Annotated in this window: 14 protein-coding genes and 1 tRNA gene; 9 read left to right on the plus strand and 6 right to left on the minus strand. The window is 55.7% G+C overall.

The features are described 5' to 3' along the window. Positions 1-140 precede the first annotated feature (140 nt). On the minus strand, positions 141-2,006 hold the full coding sequence (metG, locus tag AB5287_RS08195) for a methionine--tRNA ligase (RefSeq protein ID WP_368221022.1): 1,866 nt from the start codon (positions 2,004-2,006) through the stop codon (positions 141-143). A gap of 316 nt (positions 2,007-2,322) precedes the next feature. On the opposite strand from metG, the gene AB5287_RS08200 reads away from it, so the two are divergent. Both AB5287_RS08200 and AB5287_RS08205 read left to right on the plus strand, forming a co-directional pair. Continuing rightward, the gene (locus AB5287_RS08200) at positions 2,323-2,970 is read left to right on the plus strand and encodes a hypothetical protein (RefSeq protein ID WP_007052934.1); all 648 of its coding nucleotides are present in this window, start codon (positions 2,323-2,325) and stop codon (positions 2,968-2,970) included. Continuing rightward, positions 2,961-3,338 (plus strand): hypothetical protein, encoded by a 378-nt coding sequence (locus AB5287_RS08205; RefSeq protein ID WP_007052935.1) that lies wholly within the window; start codon positions 2,961-2,963, stop codon positions 3,336-3,338. The genes AB5287_RS08200 and AB5287_RS08205 overlap by 10 nt, the downstream gene beginning before the upstream one ends. A 26-nt stretch (positions 3,339-3,364) precedes the next feature. Here the strand turns inward: AB5287_RS08205 and rsmI are convergent, their stop codons facing one another. Then, positions 3,365-4,375 (minus strand): 16S rRNA (cytidine(1402)-2'-O)-methyltransferase, encoded by a 1,011-nt coding sequence (gene rsmI / locus AB5287_RS08210; protein WP_008783206.1) that lies wholly within the window; start codon positions 4,373-4,375, stop codon positions 3,365-3,367. A gap of 487 nt (positions 4,376-4,862) precedes the next feature. Here rsmI and AB5287_RS08215 point away from each other — a divergent pair, with 487 nt between their 5' ends. From AB5287_RS08215 to AB5287_RS08225, 3 genes are all read left to right on the plus strand, one after another. Then, a complete protein-coding gene (locus AB5287_RS08215) occupies positions 4,863-5,351 on the plus strand; it encodes a hypothetical protein (protein WP_174768952.1) in 489 nt (162 codons plus the stop codon). Positions 5,352-5,438: 87 nt separating this feature from the next. Next, positions 5,439-6,842 (plus strand): Eco57I restriction-modification methylase domain-containing protein, encoded by a 1,404-nt coding sequence (locus AB5287_RS08220; protein WP_174768951.1) that lies wholly within the window; start codon positions 5,439-5,441, stop codon positions 6,840-6,842. Beyond that, the gene (locus tag AB5287_RS08225) at positions 6,824-7,771 is read left to right on the plus strand and encodes a BsuBI/PstI family type II restriction endonuclease (RefSeq protein ID WP_174768950.1); all 948 of its coding nucleotides are present in this window, start codon (positions 6,824-6,826) and stop codon (positions 7,769-7,771) included. Before AB5287_RS08220 ends, AB5287_RS08225 begins: the two co-directional genes overlap by 19 nt. Positions 7,772-7,814: 43 nt before the next feature. Here AB5287_RS08225 and AB5287_RS08230 read toward each other — a convergent pair whose 3' ends face one another. Next, on the minus strand, positions 7,815-8,762 hold the full coding sequence (locus AB5287_RS08230) for a hypothetical protein (RefSeq protein ID WP_174768949.1): 948 nt from the start codon (positions 8,760-8,762) through the stop codon (positions 7,815-7,817). A gap of 204 nt (positions 8,763-8,966) precedes the next feature. Here AB5287_RS08230 and AB5287_RS08235 point away from each other — a divergent pair, with 204 nt between their 5' ends. The 4 genes from AB5287_RS08235 (at position 8,967) to AB5287_RS08250 (ending at position 11,563) form a co-directional block, all read left to right on the plus strand. Then, positions 8,967-9,233 carry a hypothetical protein gene (locus AB5287_RS08235; protein WP_174768948.1) on the plus strand — a complete coding sequence of 89 codons (267 nt, stop codon included), beginning with the start codon at positions 8,967-8,969 and terminating at the stop codon, positions 9,231-9,233. A 462-nt stretch (positions 9,234-9,695) separates the two neighbouring features. Beyond that, positions 9,696-10,397, plus strand: a complete 702-nt coding sequence (locus AB5287_RS08240) for an FtsK/SpoIIIE domain-containing protein (RefSeq protein ID WP_174768946.1) — start codon at positions 9,696-9,698, stop codon at positions 10,395-10,397. Between the two features lie 91 nt (positions 10,398-10,488). Then, entirely contained in the window at positions 10,489-11,415 is a 927-nt protein-coding gene (locus AB5287_RS08245) for a hypothetical protein (RefSeq protein WP_174768945.1), read from the plus strand. A gap of 22 nt (positions 11,416-11,437) precedes the next feature. Continuing rightward, entirely contained in the window at positions 11,438-11,563 is a 126-nt protein-coding gene (locus AB5287_RS08250; protein ID WP_367646273.1) for an excisionase family DNA-binding protein, read from the plus strand. Here the strand turns inward: AB5287_RS08250 and AB5287_RS08255 are convergent. The 3 genes from AB5287_RS08255 to AB5287_RS08265 form a co-directional block, all read right to left on the minus strand. After that, a complete protein-coding gene (locus AB5287_RS08255; RefSeq protein ID WP_368221026.1) occupies positions 11,526-12,803 on the minus strand; it encodes a tyrosine-type recombinase/integrase in 1,278 nt (425 codons plus the stop codon). The two genes, AB5287_RS08250 and AB5287_RS08255, sit on opposite strands and share 38 nt — an antisense overlap. A gap of 166 nt (positions 12,804-12,969) precedes the next feature. Then, positions 12,970-13,042: transfer RNA gene (locus AB5287_RS08260), tRNA-Ala, on the minus strand. Between the two features lie 295 nt (positions 13,043-13,337). Next, complete coding sequence (locus tag AB5287_RS08265; RefSeq protein WP_011068650.1) at positions 13,338-14,756, minus strand: MFS transporter; 1,419 nt, start codon at positions 14,754-14,756, stop codon at positions 13,338-13,340. Positions 14,757-14,833: the final 77 nt, after the last annotated feature.

The raw sequence follows: 14,833 nt of genomic DNA on the forward strand, positions 1-14,833 counted from the left end.
TGGCAAACTGTGACGGGTTTGTAACGCCGCCCGACAACCGGCCTCGCATTGTCGGGGCTAGGCCGCACATACGGCAACGGGCCACCTCGCAACACTTCATGTGCGAGGTGGCCCGTCAGCTACGAGCTAGCAATGCCGAATCACTCGGCGGCGAGTTTGGCCTTCTCGGCGGCCAGACGCTCGGCTTCGGCGGCACGGCGAGCAGCCAGCGCTTCATCGAAGCGAGCCAGCTCCTCTTCCACGGCCTCGGTCGGAATCTTGGCGAAGATCGGTGCGGGCTTAGGCACCACGGCGCCGACCTCGATTGCCTCGCTCTTCCACGGGTGCACGTTCACACCGAGCTCGTAATCGCCGGTGATAATCGGATACGTGAAGCCGGGCTTGTCGAGATCCTCGACTTCCTTGAGCTCAGGCAGCGGCGAGAAGGTGCCGGTGCCGCCGAGCGCCTCCCACACCTTCTGTGCGGAGTGCGGCAGGAACGGCGCGAGCAGGTGGTTCGCGTCAGACACGGCCTGAGCGGCCACGTGCAGCACGGTGCCGAGACGAGCCTGGTCGTCCTTAATCTTCCACGGTTCGGTGGCGGAAATGTACTTGTTGATGTCGCCGACCACACGCATCGCCTCGGACAGGGCGTGCTTCTGGTGGTGGGTTTCGATGGAGGAGCCGACCACGTCGAACGCGGCGGAAGCCTCTTCCAGAAGGCCACGGTCTTCGTTGGTCATCGAATCCTCGTCCAGCGGCGGAATCTCGCCGAAGTTCTTGTTGATGAGGTTGGTCACGCGGTTCACCAGGTTGCCCCACGAGGAGGCGAGCTCCTCGTTGTTGTGGCGCACGAACTCGGCCCACGTGAAGTCGGAATCCGAGGATTCGGGGCCGGCCACGGAAATGTAGTAGCGCACGGCATCCACGGGGTAGCGGGCGAGGATGTCCTTGACGTAGATCACGATGCCGCGGGAGGAGCTGAACTTCTTGCCTTCCATGGTCATGAACTCGCTGGCCACCACCTGCTCAGGCAGGTTGAGCGGACCCATCGGGCCGGTTTCGCCGCCCTTGGAGCCCTTGCCGTTGTACGCCAGCATTTCGGACGGCCAGATCTGGGAGTGGAAGGTGATGTTGTCCTTTCCCATGAAGTAGTAGGCCGGGCAGCTCGGGTCGTTCCACCATTCGCGCCACTTCTCCGGGTCGCCCTGACGGCGGGCCCATTCGATGGAAGCCGACAGGTAGCCGATCACGGCGTCGAACCACACGTACAGCTTCTTGTTCGGGTTGTCAATCCAGTCCTTCACCGGCACCGGGATACCCCAGTCGATGTCACGGGTGATGGCGCGCGGCTTAACTTCCTTGAACAGGCCGAGCGAGAAGTTGATGACGTTGGTACGCCAGCCCTTGCGGGTCTCCAGCCACGCCTTGTTGGCTTCGGCGAGCGCCGGCAGGTCGAGGAAGTAGTGCTCGGTCTGCTCGAAGCGCGGGGTTTCGCCGTTAATCTTGGAGACGGGGTTGATGAGCTCGTCCGGGTCGAGCTCGTTGCCGCAGGCGTCGCACTGGTCGCCACGCGCACCTTCGGCGTGGCAAATCGGGCACTCGCCCTCGATGTAGCGGTCGGGCAGAGTGCGGCCGGTGGACGGGCTAATCGCCACCTGCTGGGTGCCCTTGTAGATGTAGCCGTTCTCCAAGCACTGCTTGAACATCTCCTGCACCACGTGCTCGTGGTTACCGGTGGTGGTGCGGGTGAACAGGTCGTAGCTCAGGCCGAGGTCGCACAGATCCTTGGCGATCACGCGGTTGTAACGGTTGGCCAGTTCCTGGGCAGTGAGACCTTCCTTCTCCGCCTCGACGAGAATCGGGGTGCCGTGCTCGTCGGTGCCGGACACCATGAGCACATCATTGCCCTTCATGCGCTCGTAGCGCGCGTAGACGTCGGAGGGCACACCAAATCCCGCGACGTGGCCGATATGACGGGGGCCGTTTGCATACGGCCAAGCAACATTCACCAAAACATGACTCATAAGGCTTGATTATCCGGCGCGGCGGGGACACGCCCGGATAGCTGCCGCGCCGCCATCCTCATCCCACTCACCTATCCACCCGCAACTTCCCCACATACTTATCTGTACACCTCTTGCGCGCTTATCCACATACGCATTCGCACACGTATCCGCGCACCCATCCGTACGCACGCCCACGCACATCCGCACACACTTCCGCCTGCCAATATCCACCGAGTTATCCACATCATTTGCGTACCTAGTAAAGTTATGCACTTATCCACCGTTTTCGCCTATCCGGTGGCGCGCAAGCCGCATTTCTGCATATTGTTCGGTCATGGATATCACAGCAGGTCCGATGACGGACATCACAACAGTCGCCTCGCCGGCAACCGCGCAACCTGCGGTGCCGCCGATACTGTTTACCAAGGATCTGCCGGGACCGCTCAGCCTTAACCGTCTGGCCGCCTTCGGCACGTTACATAAGCTCGACGATTCCGCCGGCTACTGGATCGAGCATTCGGGCACACTGTATGGTCGCGCGAAAATCGTCGCGGAGGTCGCCCCGTTTGGCACTGTGGTGTGTTCGATGACCGCCGCTTGGGTATGGCTGGGAGGCCCCGACTTTCCGAGTACCATAGACGTGATTTCCACATCGCACTTCCGCTCGGCATCCGTCAGCCGCCGTATCCGCGTATTCAAAAGATTGACGTTGCCGGAGCAAATCATCAAGCTCGGCGGGCTGCCTGTCACCACGCCAGCCCGTACGGCTTGCGACCTGGTGATGAGTCCTGAAGACATCCCCGATCCTTCCACCGTCAACGCACTGGTGTGCCAGCTGATGTCCGCGTACCAGTTTCGGCCAAACGACTGTCTGCAAATCGTCAAGGAGCATCGGCATCACAAGTACGCCGGACGCGCACGCATGTTTTTTGAATCGGTGCAGCAGGAGATGGACGAACCGGCTTTGGAGCAATGCGCATGACGAGGGGGTTCATTGTCAGAGGCCATCGCAGAGGCCGCCATGCCGCTCACCGTTTACGGCATTTGCGGCAGGCGCAACGGTTGCCTCGCCACGCGGCGGCGGCACACTCATCCGAATCCGCATCGCGCGCAATCTCGGATATGACCGCGCCGCCTGAACCGCCCATCAGACTTACGCCCGCGGTGGCATGTTCGCCCGATACGGATGTTGCCGTGCTCTGGCACATCGCATATCACGTGCCCGAACTGCGTAAATGGCTGGTTGCCAATCCCAAAGCCGACGCGCCTTTGCTGGAATTGGTCTCGCAGCGTGGTGGGCCCGGGGTCCGGCAGGCGTTGGAAATATTGTTCGAGTCGATGGAAGCGTAACGGGGAGATAATCGCCGGCTGCTGCGCTATCCCTTGATTTTCAGCACAGCCGCATACACCTGCTTGCGATTGGCCAACGATCCGTCAGCCAGTGGATGCTCCTGCACCACTTGCGCGATGGCGTCCTTGATACGCAGGCCGTCCTCCAAAGCACGGTCGATGGAGAGCACGGCCATGTCATCCACGCTCAACGTGCTGGGCGCGGCCGCTTCGGCCTCCTCGTTGGACGCGCCGCCGATGACCAGCACCATCTCGCCACGGGGCGGATCATCAATCACACTTTGGCGAATCTCGTCAATCGGGCCGCGACGAATCTGCTCATAATCCTTGGTGAGTTCGCGGCACAGGGCCATCGGGCGATTCGGGCCGAACGCGTCCAGCAGATCGTCCATCGAATCGGCAATGCGATGAGGCGTCTCGTAGAACACGATGGTGCGGCGTTCGGGCAACAGCGTGCGCAGATACTGCACGCGCTCGGAATGCTTTCGCGGTAGGAAGCCTTCGTAGCAGAAGCGGTCGGTGGGCAGGCCGGAGAGGGCGAGCGCGTCGAGCACAGCGGAGGGGCCGGGCGCGCAGGTGACGGGCAGACCGCGTTCGATGGCACGGCGCACGATGGCCAAGCCGGGGTCGTTGATGGTGGGCATGCCGGCATCGGACACGACGAGCACGGTGGCGCCGGTTTCGACCTGGTCGAGCAGGCCGTCGGCCTTGTCGCGCTCGTTGTGGTCGTGATAGGCGATGACGCGACCGTTCACATAGACGCCGAGGCGACGGGCGAGATCGTAGAGGCGGCGCGTGTCTTCGGCGGCCACGATATCGGCCCGTTCCAAGAGGGCCACCAGACGGGCTGAAGCGTCGCCGACATTGCCGATCGGGGTGGCGGCGAGCACCACGGTGCCGGCGGGGATGGTCACGGCCGATTCGCGGGATTGGGCGACGGCGGATTCGCCGGCATGAACTTCATCATTGCGTTCAGGCACTTGCGTCACGCTACCGTCAGCGTCATACTGCTCATTCAACTCATCTGCGCTTGTCATACTCCCAGTATTGCCCATGCCACAGAGCAATCCACGACAATCCATGGCGAAATCGAGGCATTCTCCCTTTGCAGGGGCTGATTTCACATGTTCCGGAGGTCTACTTCCGTTTCAAGGGGCTCCTCATCCGGTGAAGCACCAGTACAAACGGCTTTGACGCAACGCTATTCCGCCATTTTGGCGGCGTATCTACTTGACCATCAGCCCCTCGAAACGCAAGTAGACCTCCGGCAAACCCCAAATCAGCCCCTTGAAACGCGAGATGGCAGAATTTCAACGAAAACAAAATGAAAAGACCCTCTGCGGTGGAATGAATGCAGAGGGTCTCGTGGAGCTGACGGTAGTCGAAATAAAGACTGATATTTCACCATTATTTTACACTTTTACTATCTGTGTACTTAAATGTGTACTCAATTTACAGCCCGTTGAAAATATGTGACGCCCAACTGTATACTTATAGAACAAATGTTCGAACGAAAGGATTTGATTGAATAAAGAACATCAACTGCTTGAGGTGGTCCAATTTTCCGCGTTGAGCTGTCTGTCCGTCGGATTAATCGCTTGCACGTCAGATGCAACCGCCTTTGATCTCGCATTCATAAAAGCATTTCGCGAATGCAGCCTGACCGAAGATTACCCCCTCAGCAAATTGACATTGACACCTAGCAAACCCGGGGAGCGCTCCCCTAGCAACGTGATTGAGCGCGCCGCCAATGGCCGTGCTTACACTTATGCACGGCCATCCTGGGGATACACAAGGGTCAAGAACGGCCGCATTTGGCTTACACCCACTGAATTCCATGATGATGATTGGCTGAAGAGCTATATGCAATCCAACGATAGCCGGCTTTGGGTGGAAGAATGGATCTCCTCTGGCTCCAACGGAAACGAGTTAGAAACCTTTTACCGATGGCAAAGCTTCGGGACCTGCTTCAGCAACTACCTTGACGAGGAAGATCGAATAAGGCGAAGCTGACTCCGCTACTAAACTTCGTACATGGATAAGGGCGCTCACAGAATCACTAGTGGAATCTGTTCGCAGCGCCCGACTATCCTAATGACTATGACAAAGACCATCGCGGAAATTCGCAACGAGGCTGCGGCGTCGCTTTCGCCGGAGCGGCAGCAGCAGTGGGAACAGTTTTTGACTCCCATGCCCGTTGCCGAGCAAGCAATGAGTCTGTTTACTTCGACTGATAAGCCGGTGCGGATTCTTGATCTTGGTTCCGGCTCAGGCATTCTGAGCGCGGTAACGGCCAAGCAGTCCGCACGTGGCAGCAGCGTTGTCGCCATCGAACAGGATGCCGATCTTGCTCGGGCTTCTGAGGCGTCGTTACGTCAGGTTTGTGACAACGTTGAGGTCATCAACAAGTCAGTCTTTGACGTGCTGCTGGATGCCCAGTTTGATCGCGTGATTCTTAACCCGCCGTATAAGAAGATCAGCCCGACCGTGATCGCCACAAGCAGCGGCGGCGTGAAAGTCACGAACCTGTACACGGCGTTTCTGGCGACGGCCATTCAAGCATTGGATGAGGGCGGCGAATGCGTTGCCATCATCCCGCGCTCGTGGATGAACGGCGACTATTTCAAGGACTTCCGCAAGTGGATGCTCAACGAGTGCAGTCTTGACGCGCTGGCCGTGTACGGGTCGCGGCAGGAACATTTCAAAGACATGAACATTCTGCAGGAAATCATGCTGGTGAAGGTGTCCAAGCGTTCGCAAGTCAAAAAGGTCACAGTGTATGCTGATGCCTCGCCGGTTGAGCCGCTGGAACAGCAGCCGCATGAATCGGTGGCGCTTAAGGCGCTGCTGATGGGGCGTGACCGTATCGTGCGTATTCAGCAGCAGGACCCACGTTTGTCGGGCTTTAAGACGATGGCCGATCAGGGGTTGTGGGTGTCCACTGGCAAGCTGGTGTGGTTCCGCAATCGTGACGTGCTGTCAAACGTCGAGAAGCCGGACGGACACCCGTTGTACTGGTCTGACAACCAGAACGGTATGGTGACGGTGCACCCGGTCAAGTGCGACCGTGAACAATGGGTGATCGATAAGGCCGACACACGTAATGTTGTGCTCCCGGCTGGCAGTTACTGCTTGGTGAACCGTTTCTCTGCTAAAGAGCAGCATCACCGTATCTACGCGTCGTACCTGCATAGTGGTGTGGAATTTGTAGCCGACAACAAACTGAACTATGTTCATCAAGGAACATCGCGGCAAACGATACCTTTGGACGATAAAGCTGCACGTGGTCTAACGCTGTGGTTGTCGTCTTCGATCGTTGATGAATGGTACCGGCAGGTGTCCGGCAGTACGCAGGTCAACGCGACCGATTTGCGACAGATGCCATGCCCGTCCAAAACCCAGCTGAGCGCGTTGGCTGATAGTCTGCCTGTGAGCAACGACGTGAGCCAGAGCCGCATTGATGAGACTATTGGAAGGCTATTTTCATGGGTGCAAGCAAGCTGATTGATGAAGCGCTTGAAGCGCTGCGTGATTTCGAGGTCGGCAAAGATCAATTGAACGAGCGCAGCGCCATGATCTTGTTGGCTTTGCTGCAGCTCAAAGATGGCGATTCATGGGAACAGGCCACGAACCCGATGCTGGGCACCCGCGCCATCATGGACTGGATTCGTGACCAGTTTGACGTGCCTTATAAGCCAAACACACGTGAGACGATTCGTCGATTTTCGTTACATCAATTTATCATTGCTGGATTTGTCGAAGAAAATGCAGATAAGCCAGACCGCGCAACCAATTCCCCGAAATGGAATTATCGCGTTACAAATGAAGCTCTTAAAGTATTCCAAAATCGCGGAAAATCCGTTTTTGAACCCTTATTGGAAAAGTTCTTGCGCAAGCATCCCTCTTATGCCTCTTTGAGCGAAGAACGTAGGAATATGCCCAAAACTCCGGTCACATTGCCATCAGGCGTAGCTCTTAATTTATCGCCCAGTGGTCAATCTGTGCTTATTAAAGCAATGGTCGAAGAAATGCTGCCACGGTTTGCACCAGGCTGTCAGGTTGCTTATATCGATGACACCGACCATAAGCACGGCACGATAGATGCCGAGCTTATGAACAAACTTGGCATTAGTCTTAAAGCCCGTGAGAAGGCTCCCGACGTGATTGCATGGGACGCAAGGCGCGGCTGGCTGTTCCTCATGGAAGCAGCCAGCACCCACGGCCCGGTTGATGTAACTCGCAAAGTTGAATTGCATGACCTATTTACTGATCAGTGGGACAAAGTCGTGCTTGTCTCCTGCTTCCCAGACCGTAAAACCATGCAGAAGTATCTTGCCCTGCTCGCGTGGGAAACGGAAGCATGGTGTGCCGATACTCCCGACCACATGATGCACTTCAACGGCTCCCGCTTCATGGGGCCATACGATAGTTGATGTGTGAGGTACAAGTTCTATTGGAATTTCTATTTCAATAAGTTTAAGAGTTGTCTGAGCGTTCCGGTTCTAGTAAAAGTGACTTATCCCATTTATTTTCAATAATCATTAAATTGATTGTTTCTTCATCAACTCCTATATTCCATAGGTACTGCACTTGTTTTTCTTGAAGTTCTATCTCTAGATAATGTGCTGTTTGTTTTGAAAAATCGTCTTCTCGTTTTGAGAATATTGCTATTGCTTGTTGCAAATCTTCACAGTCGATTTCAAAAGCTTTTTCTTCTTCGTTTTCACGTTGCTTTTCTTTATTGTCTTTTATGAACCAAGGCTCGGTTTCAAGATCATCGCCCAAAATAAAGTCTATATCAACTCCGGCGGTGGCGAGGATCTCTTTGGCTTCCGCGTAATATGCGTAGGTTTTGGGGCTTGCAGTAAGCCCGTCTGCTGATAAAGACATTATTTCTGAATAGAGATGAGGCCAGAATCTTGCGTTAATGAAGTTATTGCGCGTTAGGTCTTCTTTGATTTTTTCTTGAGATAATTTGGCGAGTTTTTTACAATGTCGGACAAATTTACGAGCTTGTTTTTCGGCTTTTCTAACTTCATTAAATCCTCTGAATTCTTGTGTTGCAGTTCCTTCGTATTGTGCTATTTCAAAAATAGTTTTTGAAGAATCAAACGGTGAGGTGGCATGTGGGGTGTCGTAGTCCATGATTAACGCTAAAAGGGGGACTTCTAAAACTTCCGCGATTTGATAGAGCTCTACCGCAGTGGGTTCGGTGTGATGGCTCCCTTGAGATTCAAGATTTTTGAATGTTTCCTTCTTTAATAAGCGTGGCGATGCCGCTTCGCCAAACCGTTCTTTTATCACTTGTAAAATGCTGGTCCCTCTTTTTGGGTTTTCGGTAATTGTCCAGCCTCTTTCTTTGCGATATTTATGAATCAATGCCCCGGTAGGGTAATAGTAGGTTGTTTTCGTCAAATCATTCATGGTGCAAATTTTACACCATAAAAAAGAAGCGAAGCGTTGAGATGAGCCGCATTATGTCTGTCAGCGGCGCTTGAGATACGAGTTGCTTAGCTAAGGAGGTTGCCCATGAGGCTTCCCTACATGCGTGGTTTGTTGGAAATACAGACCACACGAGATTTAACGCCGGATATGGAACCGGCTACGGATCGGGAAGGAGTGGTTCGTATGGACGAACACAACAACCCGCTACATCGCGCTAAGGTCATCGCCAACGAACCGGGTAATGATTTCGACGTGACTGTGTCACTATGGATTCGCAAGCCACCGTCTCGAGCCATTCCTCGTGGCGCTATGGTGCAGCCGGAGGGCAATGTCACCATTACGCCGTGGGTGGATGATCGTACGCATCGCCTCGCGTACAGCATCACTGCCGACACCATCGTGCCGGTTCAGACGATGGCTGGCCGTCATCAGGAGGGTACAGATGAGTGATGACATCATGCTGACGCTCCGTCTCGTCCCGGGTTGGTGTTGGCTGACGCTGATCGTGGTTATCATCACTGCTCTTTATGCAGTGCACTGGGCGTCGGTTCGAGAAAGCCGGCGCAAAGCGGTCCCGCCAATCGTGCAGGGCACGAACCGCATCCAGCGATCTGATGACGATGATTGGCAGCGCATACGTGTGTTTCGCTGGTGGGGTCACGTATGGGTGTGGGTACCGCTCGACGCTTGCACGGGCCTTACAGACCGAACTGTAGATGGGGGCGATGCAGCTGACGCGATTGCGTCACTCTGGCGCGGACGCGCCGCCGGTGAACCCACGCGACATGACCTTTTCGGCGGGTGGCGGGTGTTTCATATCCTGCGAGGCGGCCGACGATGACACCACCGTCTGAGTCGGTATGTCTAGGGAGAGCGCTCAAGCGACGCTCTCCCGTCCTCTTGCGGAGCGGTGTGCACACGCTCATTACCGGTCTGACTGGATCGGGTAAAGGCTCCATTACTGCAAACTGGTTGAAAGCAACTGTTCCGTTTGTTCGCGATGGCATTGTTGAGAACGATGCAATCGACCTCAAAGGCGGCATGGAGTTCGGCATAGTTGATCCGGCTCTAATCAGTCGTCACGCGTGGTGCATATCGGACGCACTCACGCTGCTCAAAGAACTAGATCAAGAGGTTCACGATCGCACCGAATGGGCGAGAGGGAAAACCCGACGAATTGACCCGAGTAAGGAGTTTCCTCGAATCAATCTGTTCATTGATGAAGCGGCCGAACTCTGTACGGCACCGACTCGTGAACTGCGCAAGATGACGGATGAAGCGACCGGTTATCTCGATTCCATCATGCGGTTGAGCCGTGCGGTTGGCGTGGTAGTGATTGCAGCCACACAAGACCCAAGACAACAGTCGATGCCACTTCGCCCACGGTTTCCTCAGCGAATTGCGCTTCGGCTCAACACTGAGAGTGAATCCGAGATGGCGCTTGGCGAAGAGGCACTGAAGCTCGGTGCTCGCCCTCACCGTATTTCAGTTGATCGGCCGGGTGAAGCCTACTTCTATGACTCGGAGCTGCGACTTGTCCAGCATTTCCGCGCCCCCTATGTAACCGATGACGAACTCAGACATTTGTCTACGATCGTCGCCGCAAAGCGCTAAGCGGCGCGGCGAAACGATCGTAGTCGCCGCGAATGCGGCGGGGTGGGCGGTAGTGTTACCGCCCACCTCTGTAGCAGAAAGGAGGAAAACCATGGCAGAAGATCAGGAAAGCCGAGATTGGATGTTGACTATACGGGCCGAAGGTCATACGTCAGACGACGTGAAAGACCTGTTTGAGCAAATCGGAAGTGGCGCAGTCTTTCAGAAGGAAAGGGGCGGTAAGACCGACTACGAGCATTATCAGTGTTTCCTCCAAATGGAAACGCCTATGCGGTGGTCAACGCTGAAGAATCATCTATCTAAGGCTGGTTTCAACGATGCGCATATTGAGACCAGAAAGGGGACCGTCTCTGATTGTCTCAAGTACTGCACGAAAGATGAAAGCCGGATCAGCGATCCTGTCTATGTCGGCAAGATTAAGTTGAAGGACCAGAAAGGTGCTCGTAACGATCTTGCCGAACTGCGTGAGAAGATTCTTGGCGGGGCGTCGGTCGCTGACGTTCTGCTCGATGACGAAGAGTCCAAGGCCGCGCGTTACACGAAATGGCTCGGTGAACTCGCAGCAGCTCGTGATCAGCGTGAGTATGGGCAGAAGATGCGCGATATTGAAGTGCATTATTTGTATGGTCGTCCGGGCGTAGGCAAGACTCGATATGTCTATGATCGCTATCCAGTCAGAGACATCTACCGGGTGACGGATTACCGTCACCCATTCGATGAGTACGACCGTCAATCGGTGCTTGTTCTGGATGAATATGACAGTCAGTTCGACTGGGAGAAGTTGCTTTGCTATCTCGATCGGTATCCGCTTATGCTACCGGCAAGGTATCACAATCATCAGGCTTGTTATACCGTCGTTTGGATACTCAGCAATCGCCCTCTTGCAGATCAGTACCCCTTTGTCCAAGGCGATCGTCGTAACGCACTCATGCGTCGAATCGTAGAGATTCTACGCATGGATGAAAGTGGAAAGCTCATTTACGAGAAAGGACACGAGAACGATGAACAGGATACCTGAGACGTTGACCGTGCCCGAAGCCATGCAAAAGTTGCATTGCTCTAAAAGCTTCCTCTACGGTCTGATTCGCGAGGGGAGGCTAAGAAGTTACGTGATAGGCAACAAGAGGCTTATCGACGCCGATTCTCTGGCTCGCCTGTTTCGCTGAACGAGGCTAGCTCTGCTTCGAGCTGGGCTAGCCTTTCCCGCGTCCGGGCAAGCTCACGCTCCACATCCCCACGGGTACGGTGCTGTGGCAGCAAAGATGCTGCCACACTGTTCGACAATTCTCGCAGTCGCTCCGAACTGGCTCGTTGATACCGCTCTACGGACGTCTTTTCATCATCATGCCGCCCCAACGCCATCGTCTCGCGCAACGTCGCGCCCTGATGCATCGCTGCATCAATGGCCGTGGCCCGCAGCGTGTGAAAGTGCAGGTCGGAGCGTCCCGCGTTGGCTGCGGCGCGGTTGAATAAGCGTCTAAGCGCCGGGTCGCTCATTATGCCGCCACTTACAGGTGACGCAATTAGCATGCTGTCGCCGTCCCGTTTGTTAATCTGCTTCTTAATCATGGGAATCAGCGCATCAGGAATGTTCAAATCGGCCGTGCTGGAAGCTGTCTTTGTATCCTTCAGCCGCCTGTAACCCTTATCGCCTTCGCCCTTGCCGACGCTATGACGGACATGCAGCACCTTGTGTCTGAGATCGAAGTCTTTCACCTGCAATGCGCACACTTCATTGATGCGCAAATCGAAGCACGCGCCCAGATATACGGCGATACGGCAATATTCCGGCATGCCGTTATAGATGGCTTCCAGCTCTTGCCATGTTGCCACAGGAATCTGAGCCTGTTTACTTTTTGGCAGCTTGGGATTGCACATAGTTACCGGCGATTTCTCGATAAGCCCGTTTTGCTGAGCCTTTTTCATCACGTCTTTAAGCAACTGGAATGCGCGTAACCTTGGATGTGGAGGCATTGGCGATTCAAGCCACTTGTGGATATCCGCCTCTGTAATTGAAGCAACAGCCTTGTTGACAAAATCTGCTTTGAGCAGATAAGCTAAATATTCCCGATGCTTGCGCTTGGTCGCTTCTTCAAATGGTCGCCCATCTTTGCGTCGCCAATTCTCCACGTACTCTATTGCGTAGTCTTTGAATACTATGTTTGCACGTTCATTTTTTGCACGTTGCTCAGCCTCTCGCTCGCTTGGATGCGTCCAAGTATCTAAACCAGCCTTGTCTGCTTCCACGAGTTGTTTTTCTTTGGCAAGCCATCCTTGCGCTGTCAATTTGTCGGAGAACACCCTTTGCACGACATTTCCGGGTTTATGAGGGTTCTGGTAACGCGCCCTGTAAGCGTGTCGCGTTTTGTCGTAAATGACGCTTCCCCAGCTGTTCTTCGTTCGCATACCTCCATCATGCCACTTCTGTGTACCCGCTGGTGTACCTATAACGTGTACTTAGACGTACCCCAGCTTACGCAAACGCACATTAAACCAATACGGGAAAACGGCACAATACCAACGAAGATAAAGAAAAAGACCCTCTGCGGTGGAATGAATGCAGAGGGTCTCGTGGAGCTGACGGTAGTCGAAACCGCGACCTCTTCGATGCGAACGAAGCGCTCTACCAACTGAGCTACAGCCCCTTGGATGTTACTTTGCTCCGCAAAGCAACTCGCAACAATATAGTACGGAGTGCGGTCAAACGCAATTTGACGCCGAAGTGTCGCACGCGTGTCGACACGGTAACGTTTCGGTGTCGCCGGTTGGGCCGCCGCAAGCGCAGCATCGTCCCAGCCGTCTGCCGGCGCAATAGCTCGAACTAAGATCACCACTCCGCCTGGATACCAGGGATACCGCGGCGGCTTGTTCAGTGTCGCAGACGGGGCAAGTCACCCACACCGCTCCGTATGGATACCGCGGCGGCACCCGGCAACGTCATCACGTCTCCAGCACGCCCAACACCTTCTTTTCGTTGTAGAACGCGAACACGATGCCGCCCAGACCGCACAGCACGGCCGCGCACACGGCGGCGATGCGGTAGCCCGCGCCGGACGCCATGCCGATGGTGGAGACGCCGGTGAACAGCAGCATGGCCACGGACTGGCCCATCTTCATCGCAAAGGTGCGGGCCGCGTAGAACATGCCCTGACGGTCCTGGCCGGTGGTCTTGGAACTGGCGTCGGCGATATTCGCCACGATGGCCTGCGGCAGGATGCCGAACGCGGCCATCGGAATCGCGCCGACCACCGAGAGCACCAAACCCTGGGCCATCGCCGGAATGAAGCCGAGCACGGCCGAACCAAGGGCGCCGGCAAATGCGAACGCACAGGTGAAGATCACGAAGGCAACCAGCAGCAGCCTCTTCTTGCCGACCTTATTGGCCAGAATATTGACCGGCAGATAGAACAGCACAGAGACGCCGGTCATGAGCACGAAGTAGATGGTCGTGGTGGTTTCCGGCAGCTTGAGCAGGCTGGTCACGAAGAACGGCAGACCGGTCTGGAAGGTGGTGATGGCCACCCAGTAGACCACGTCGGAGCATACGAACTTGCGGAATTCGCCGTCGCCGAACGTCTGCTTCAGGGATTCGATGGTCGATTCGGAGGTGGGATGGGAGTTGACGTAGTCCTTCTCGCGGATGGCCAGCGGCGGCACCAGCATGCACACGAACGCCACGGCGGCCATGATGGTGAAGGTCACGCGGATGGCGGTGATGCGGCCCATCATCGGCACGAACGCGCCCCAAATCACCGGCGCCACGTACGCGATGGCCGTGCCGGCCACCCAAGTGAAGGAGATGGCGGTGGAGATGGTGAGTTGCTGCTTGGAGTCGTGGCCGAGTTCGGCGATGAGCGCGTTGTACGGCGTGCAGTAGAACGTGAGGGCGATGTAGTAGCCGATCACGGTGACGAACAGGAACGCCGCGTTCACCCAGCTGGTGCCGTTGATCGGGCTCCAGAACACGAGCACGGTGACCACCGCGAGCGGCAGGGCGGCGAATTTCAGGAACGGCATACGGCGGCCGGATTTGGCGTCGCAACGGTCGGAGAGAGACGCCACGGCCGGGTCCACGAACGCGTCGAAGAATCGGGCGAAGGCGGTGATGCCGCCCACCACGGTCACGATGCCGAGAACGACCAGGCCCTGCGGCACGAATACGGTCTGACCTTGGGAGATGGTCTCCTGGTCAGGTTGGTAGAAATACACGAGCCAGTTGGAGATGATGCCGGAAAGCAGCGCCCACCCGAACTGGCCGACCGCAAACGCCCACACTTTGGCGATGGGGAGATCTCTGATGGCTGACTTCGCCGGTGCAACTTGCACACCCGTTACACTTGCTGTAGTCGCATTGCCCATTCTCACAACCTCCGAATCAACATTGACACAGTGTCAAAATCCAGTATACACCGGCACACCATGCGCTCTACGATAGT

Source organism: Bifidobacterium sp. RTP21102st3_E2_RTP21102_210122, assembly GCF_040916945.1.
Taxonomy (GTDB): Bacteria; Actinomycetota; Actinomycetes; order Actinomycetales; family Bifidobacteriaceae; genus Bifidobacterium; species Bifidobacterium longum.

Coding starts and splice junctions, on each gene's coding strand:
- AB5287_RS08255 (WP_368221026.1), bottom strand. CDS start 12,803: ATGCGAACGAAGAACAGCTGGGGAAGCGTCATTTACGACAAAACGCGA.
- AB5287_RS08245 (WP_174768945.1), top strand. CDS start 10,489: ATGGCAGAAGATCAGGAAAGCCGAGATTGGATGTTGACTATACGGGCC.
- AB5287_RS08225 (WP_174768950.1), top strand. CDS start 6,824: ATGGGTGCAAGCAAGCTGATTGATGAAGCGCTTGAAGCGCTGCGTGAT.
- AB5287_RS08235 (WP_174768948.1), top strand. CDS start 8,967: ATGGACGAACACAACAACCCGCTACATCGCGCTAAGGTCATCGCCAAC.
- rsmI (WP_008783206.1), bottom strand. CDS start 4,375: ATGACAAGCGCAGATGAGTTGAATGAGCAGTATGACGCTGACGGTAGC.
- AB5287_RS08220 (WP_174768951.1), top strand. CDS start 5,439: ATGACAAAGACCATCGCGGAAATTCGCAACGAGGCTGCGGCGTCGCTT.
- AB5287_RS08205 (WP_007052935.1), top strand. CDS start 2,961: ATGCGCATGACGAGGGGGTTCATTGTCAGAGGCCATCGCAGAGGCCGC.
- AB5287_RS08250 (WP_367646273.1), top strand. CDS start 11,438: ATGCAAAAGTTGCATTGCTCTAAAAGCTTCCTCTACGGTCTGATTCGC.
- AB5287_RS08265 (WP_011068650.1), bottom strand. CDS start 14,756: ATGGGCAATGCGACTACAGCAAGTGTAACGGGTGTGCAAGTTGCACCG.
- metG (WP_368221022.1), bottom strand. CDS start 2,006: ATGAGTCATGTTTTGGTGAATGTTGCTTGGCCGTATGCAAACGGCCCC.
- AB5287_RS08200 (WP_007052934.1), top strand. CDS start 2,323: ATGGATATCACAGCAGGTCCGATGACGGACATCACAACAGTCGCCTCG.
- AB5287_RS08230 (WP_174768949.1), bottom strand. CDS start 8,762: ATGAATGATTTGACGAAAACAACCTACTATTACCCTACCGGGGCATTG.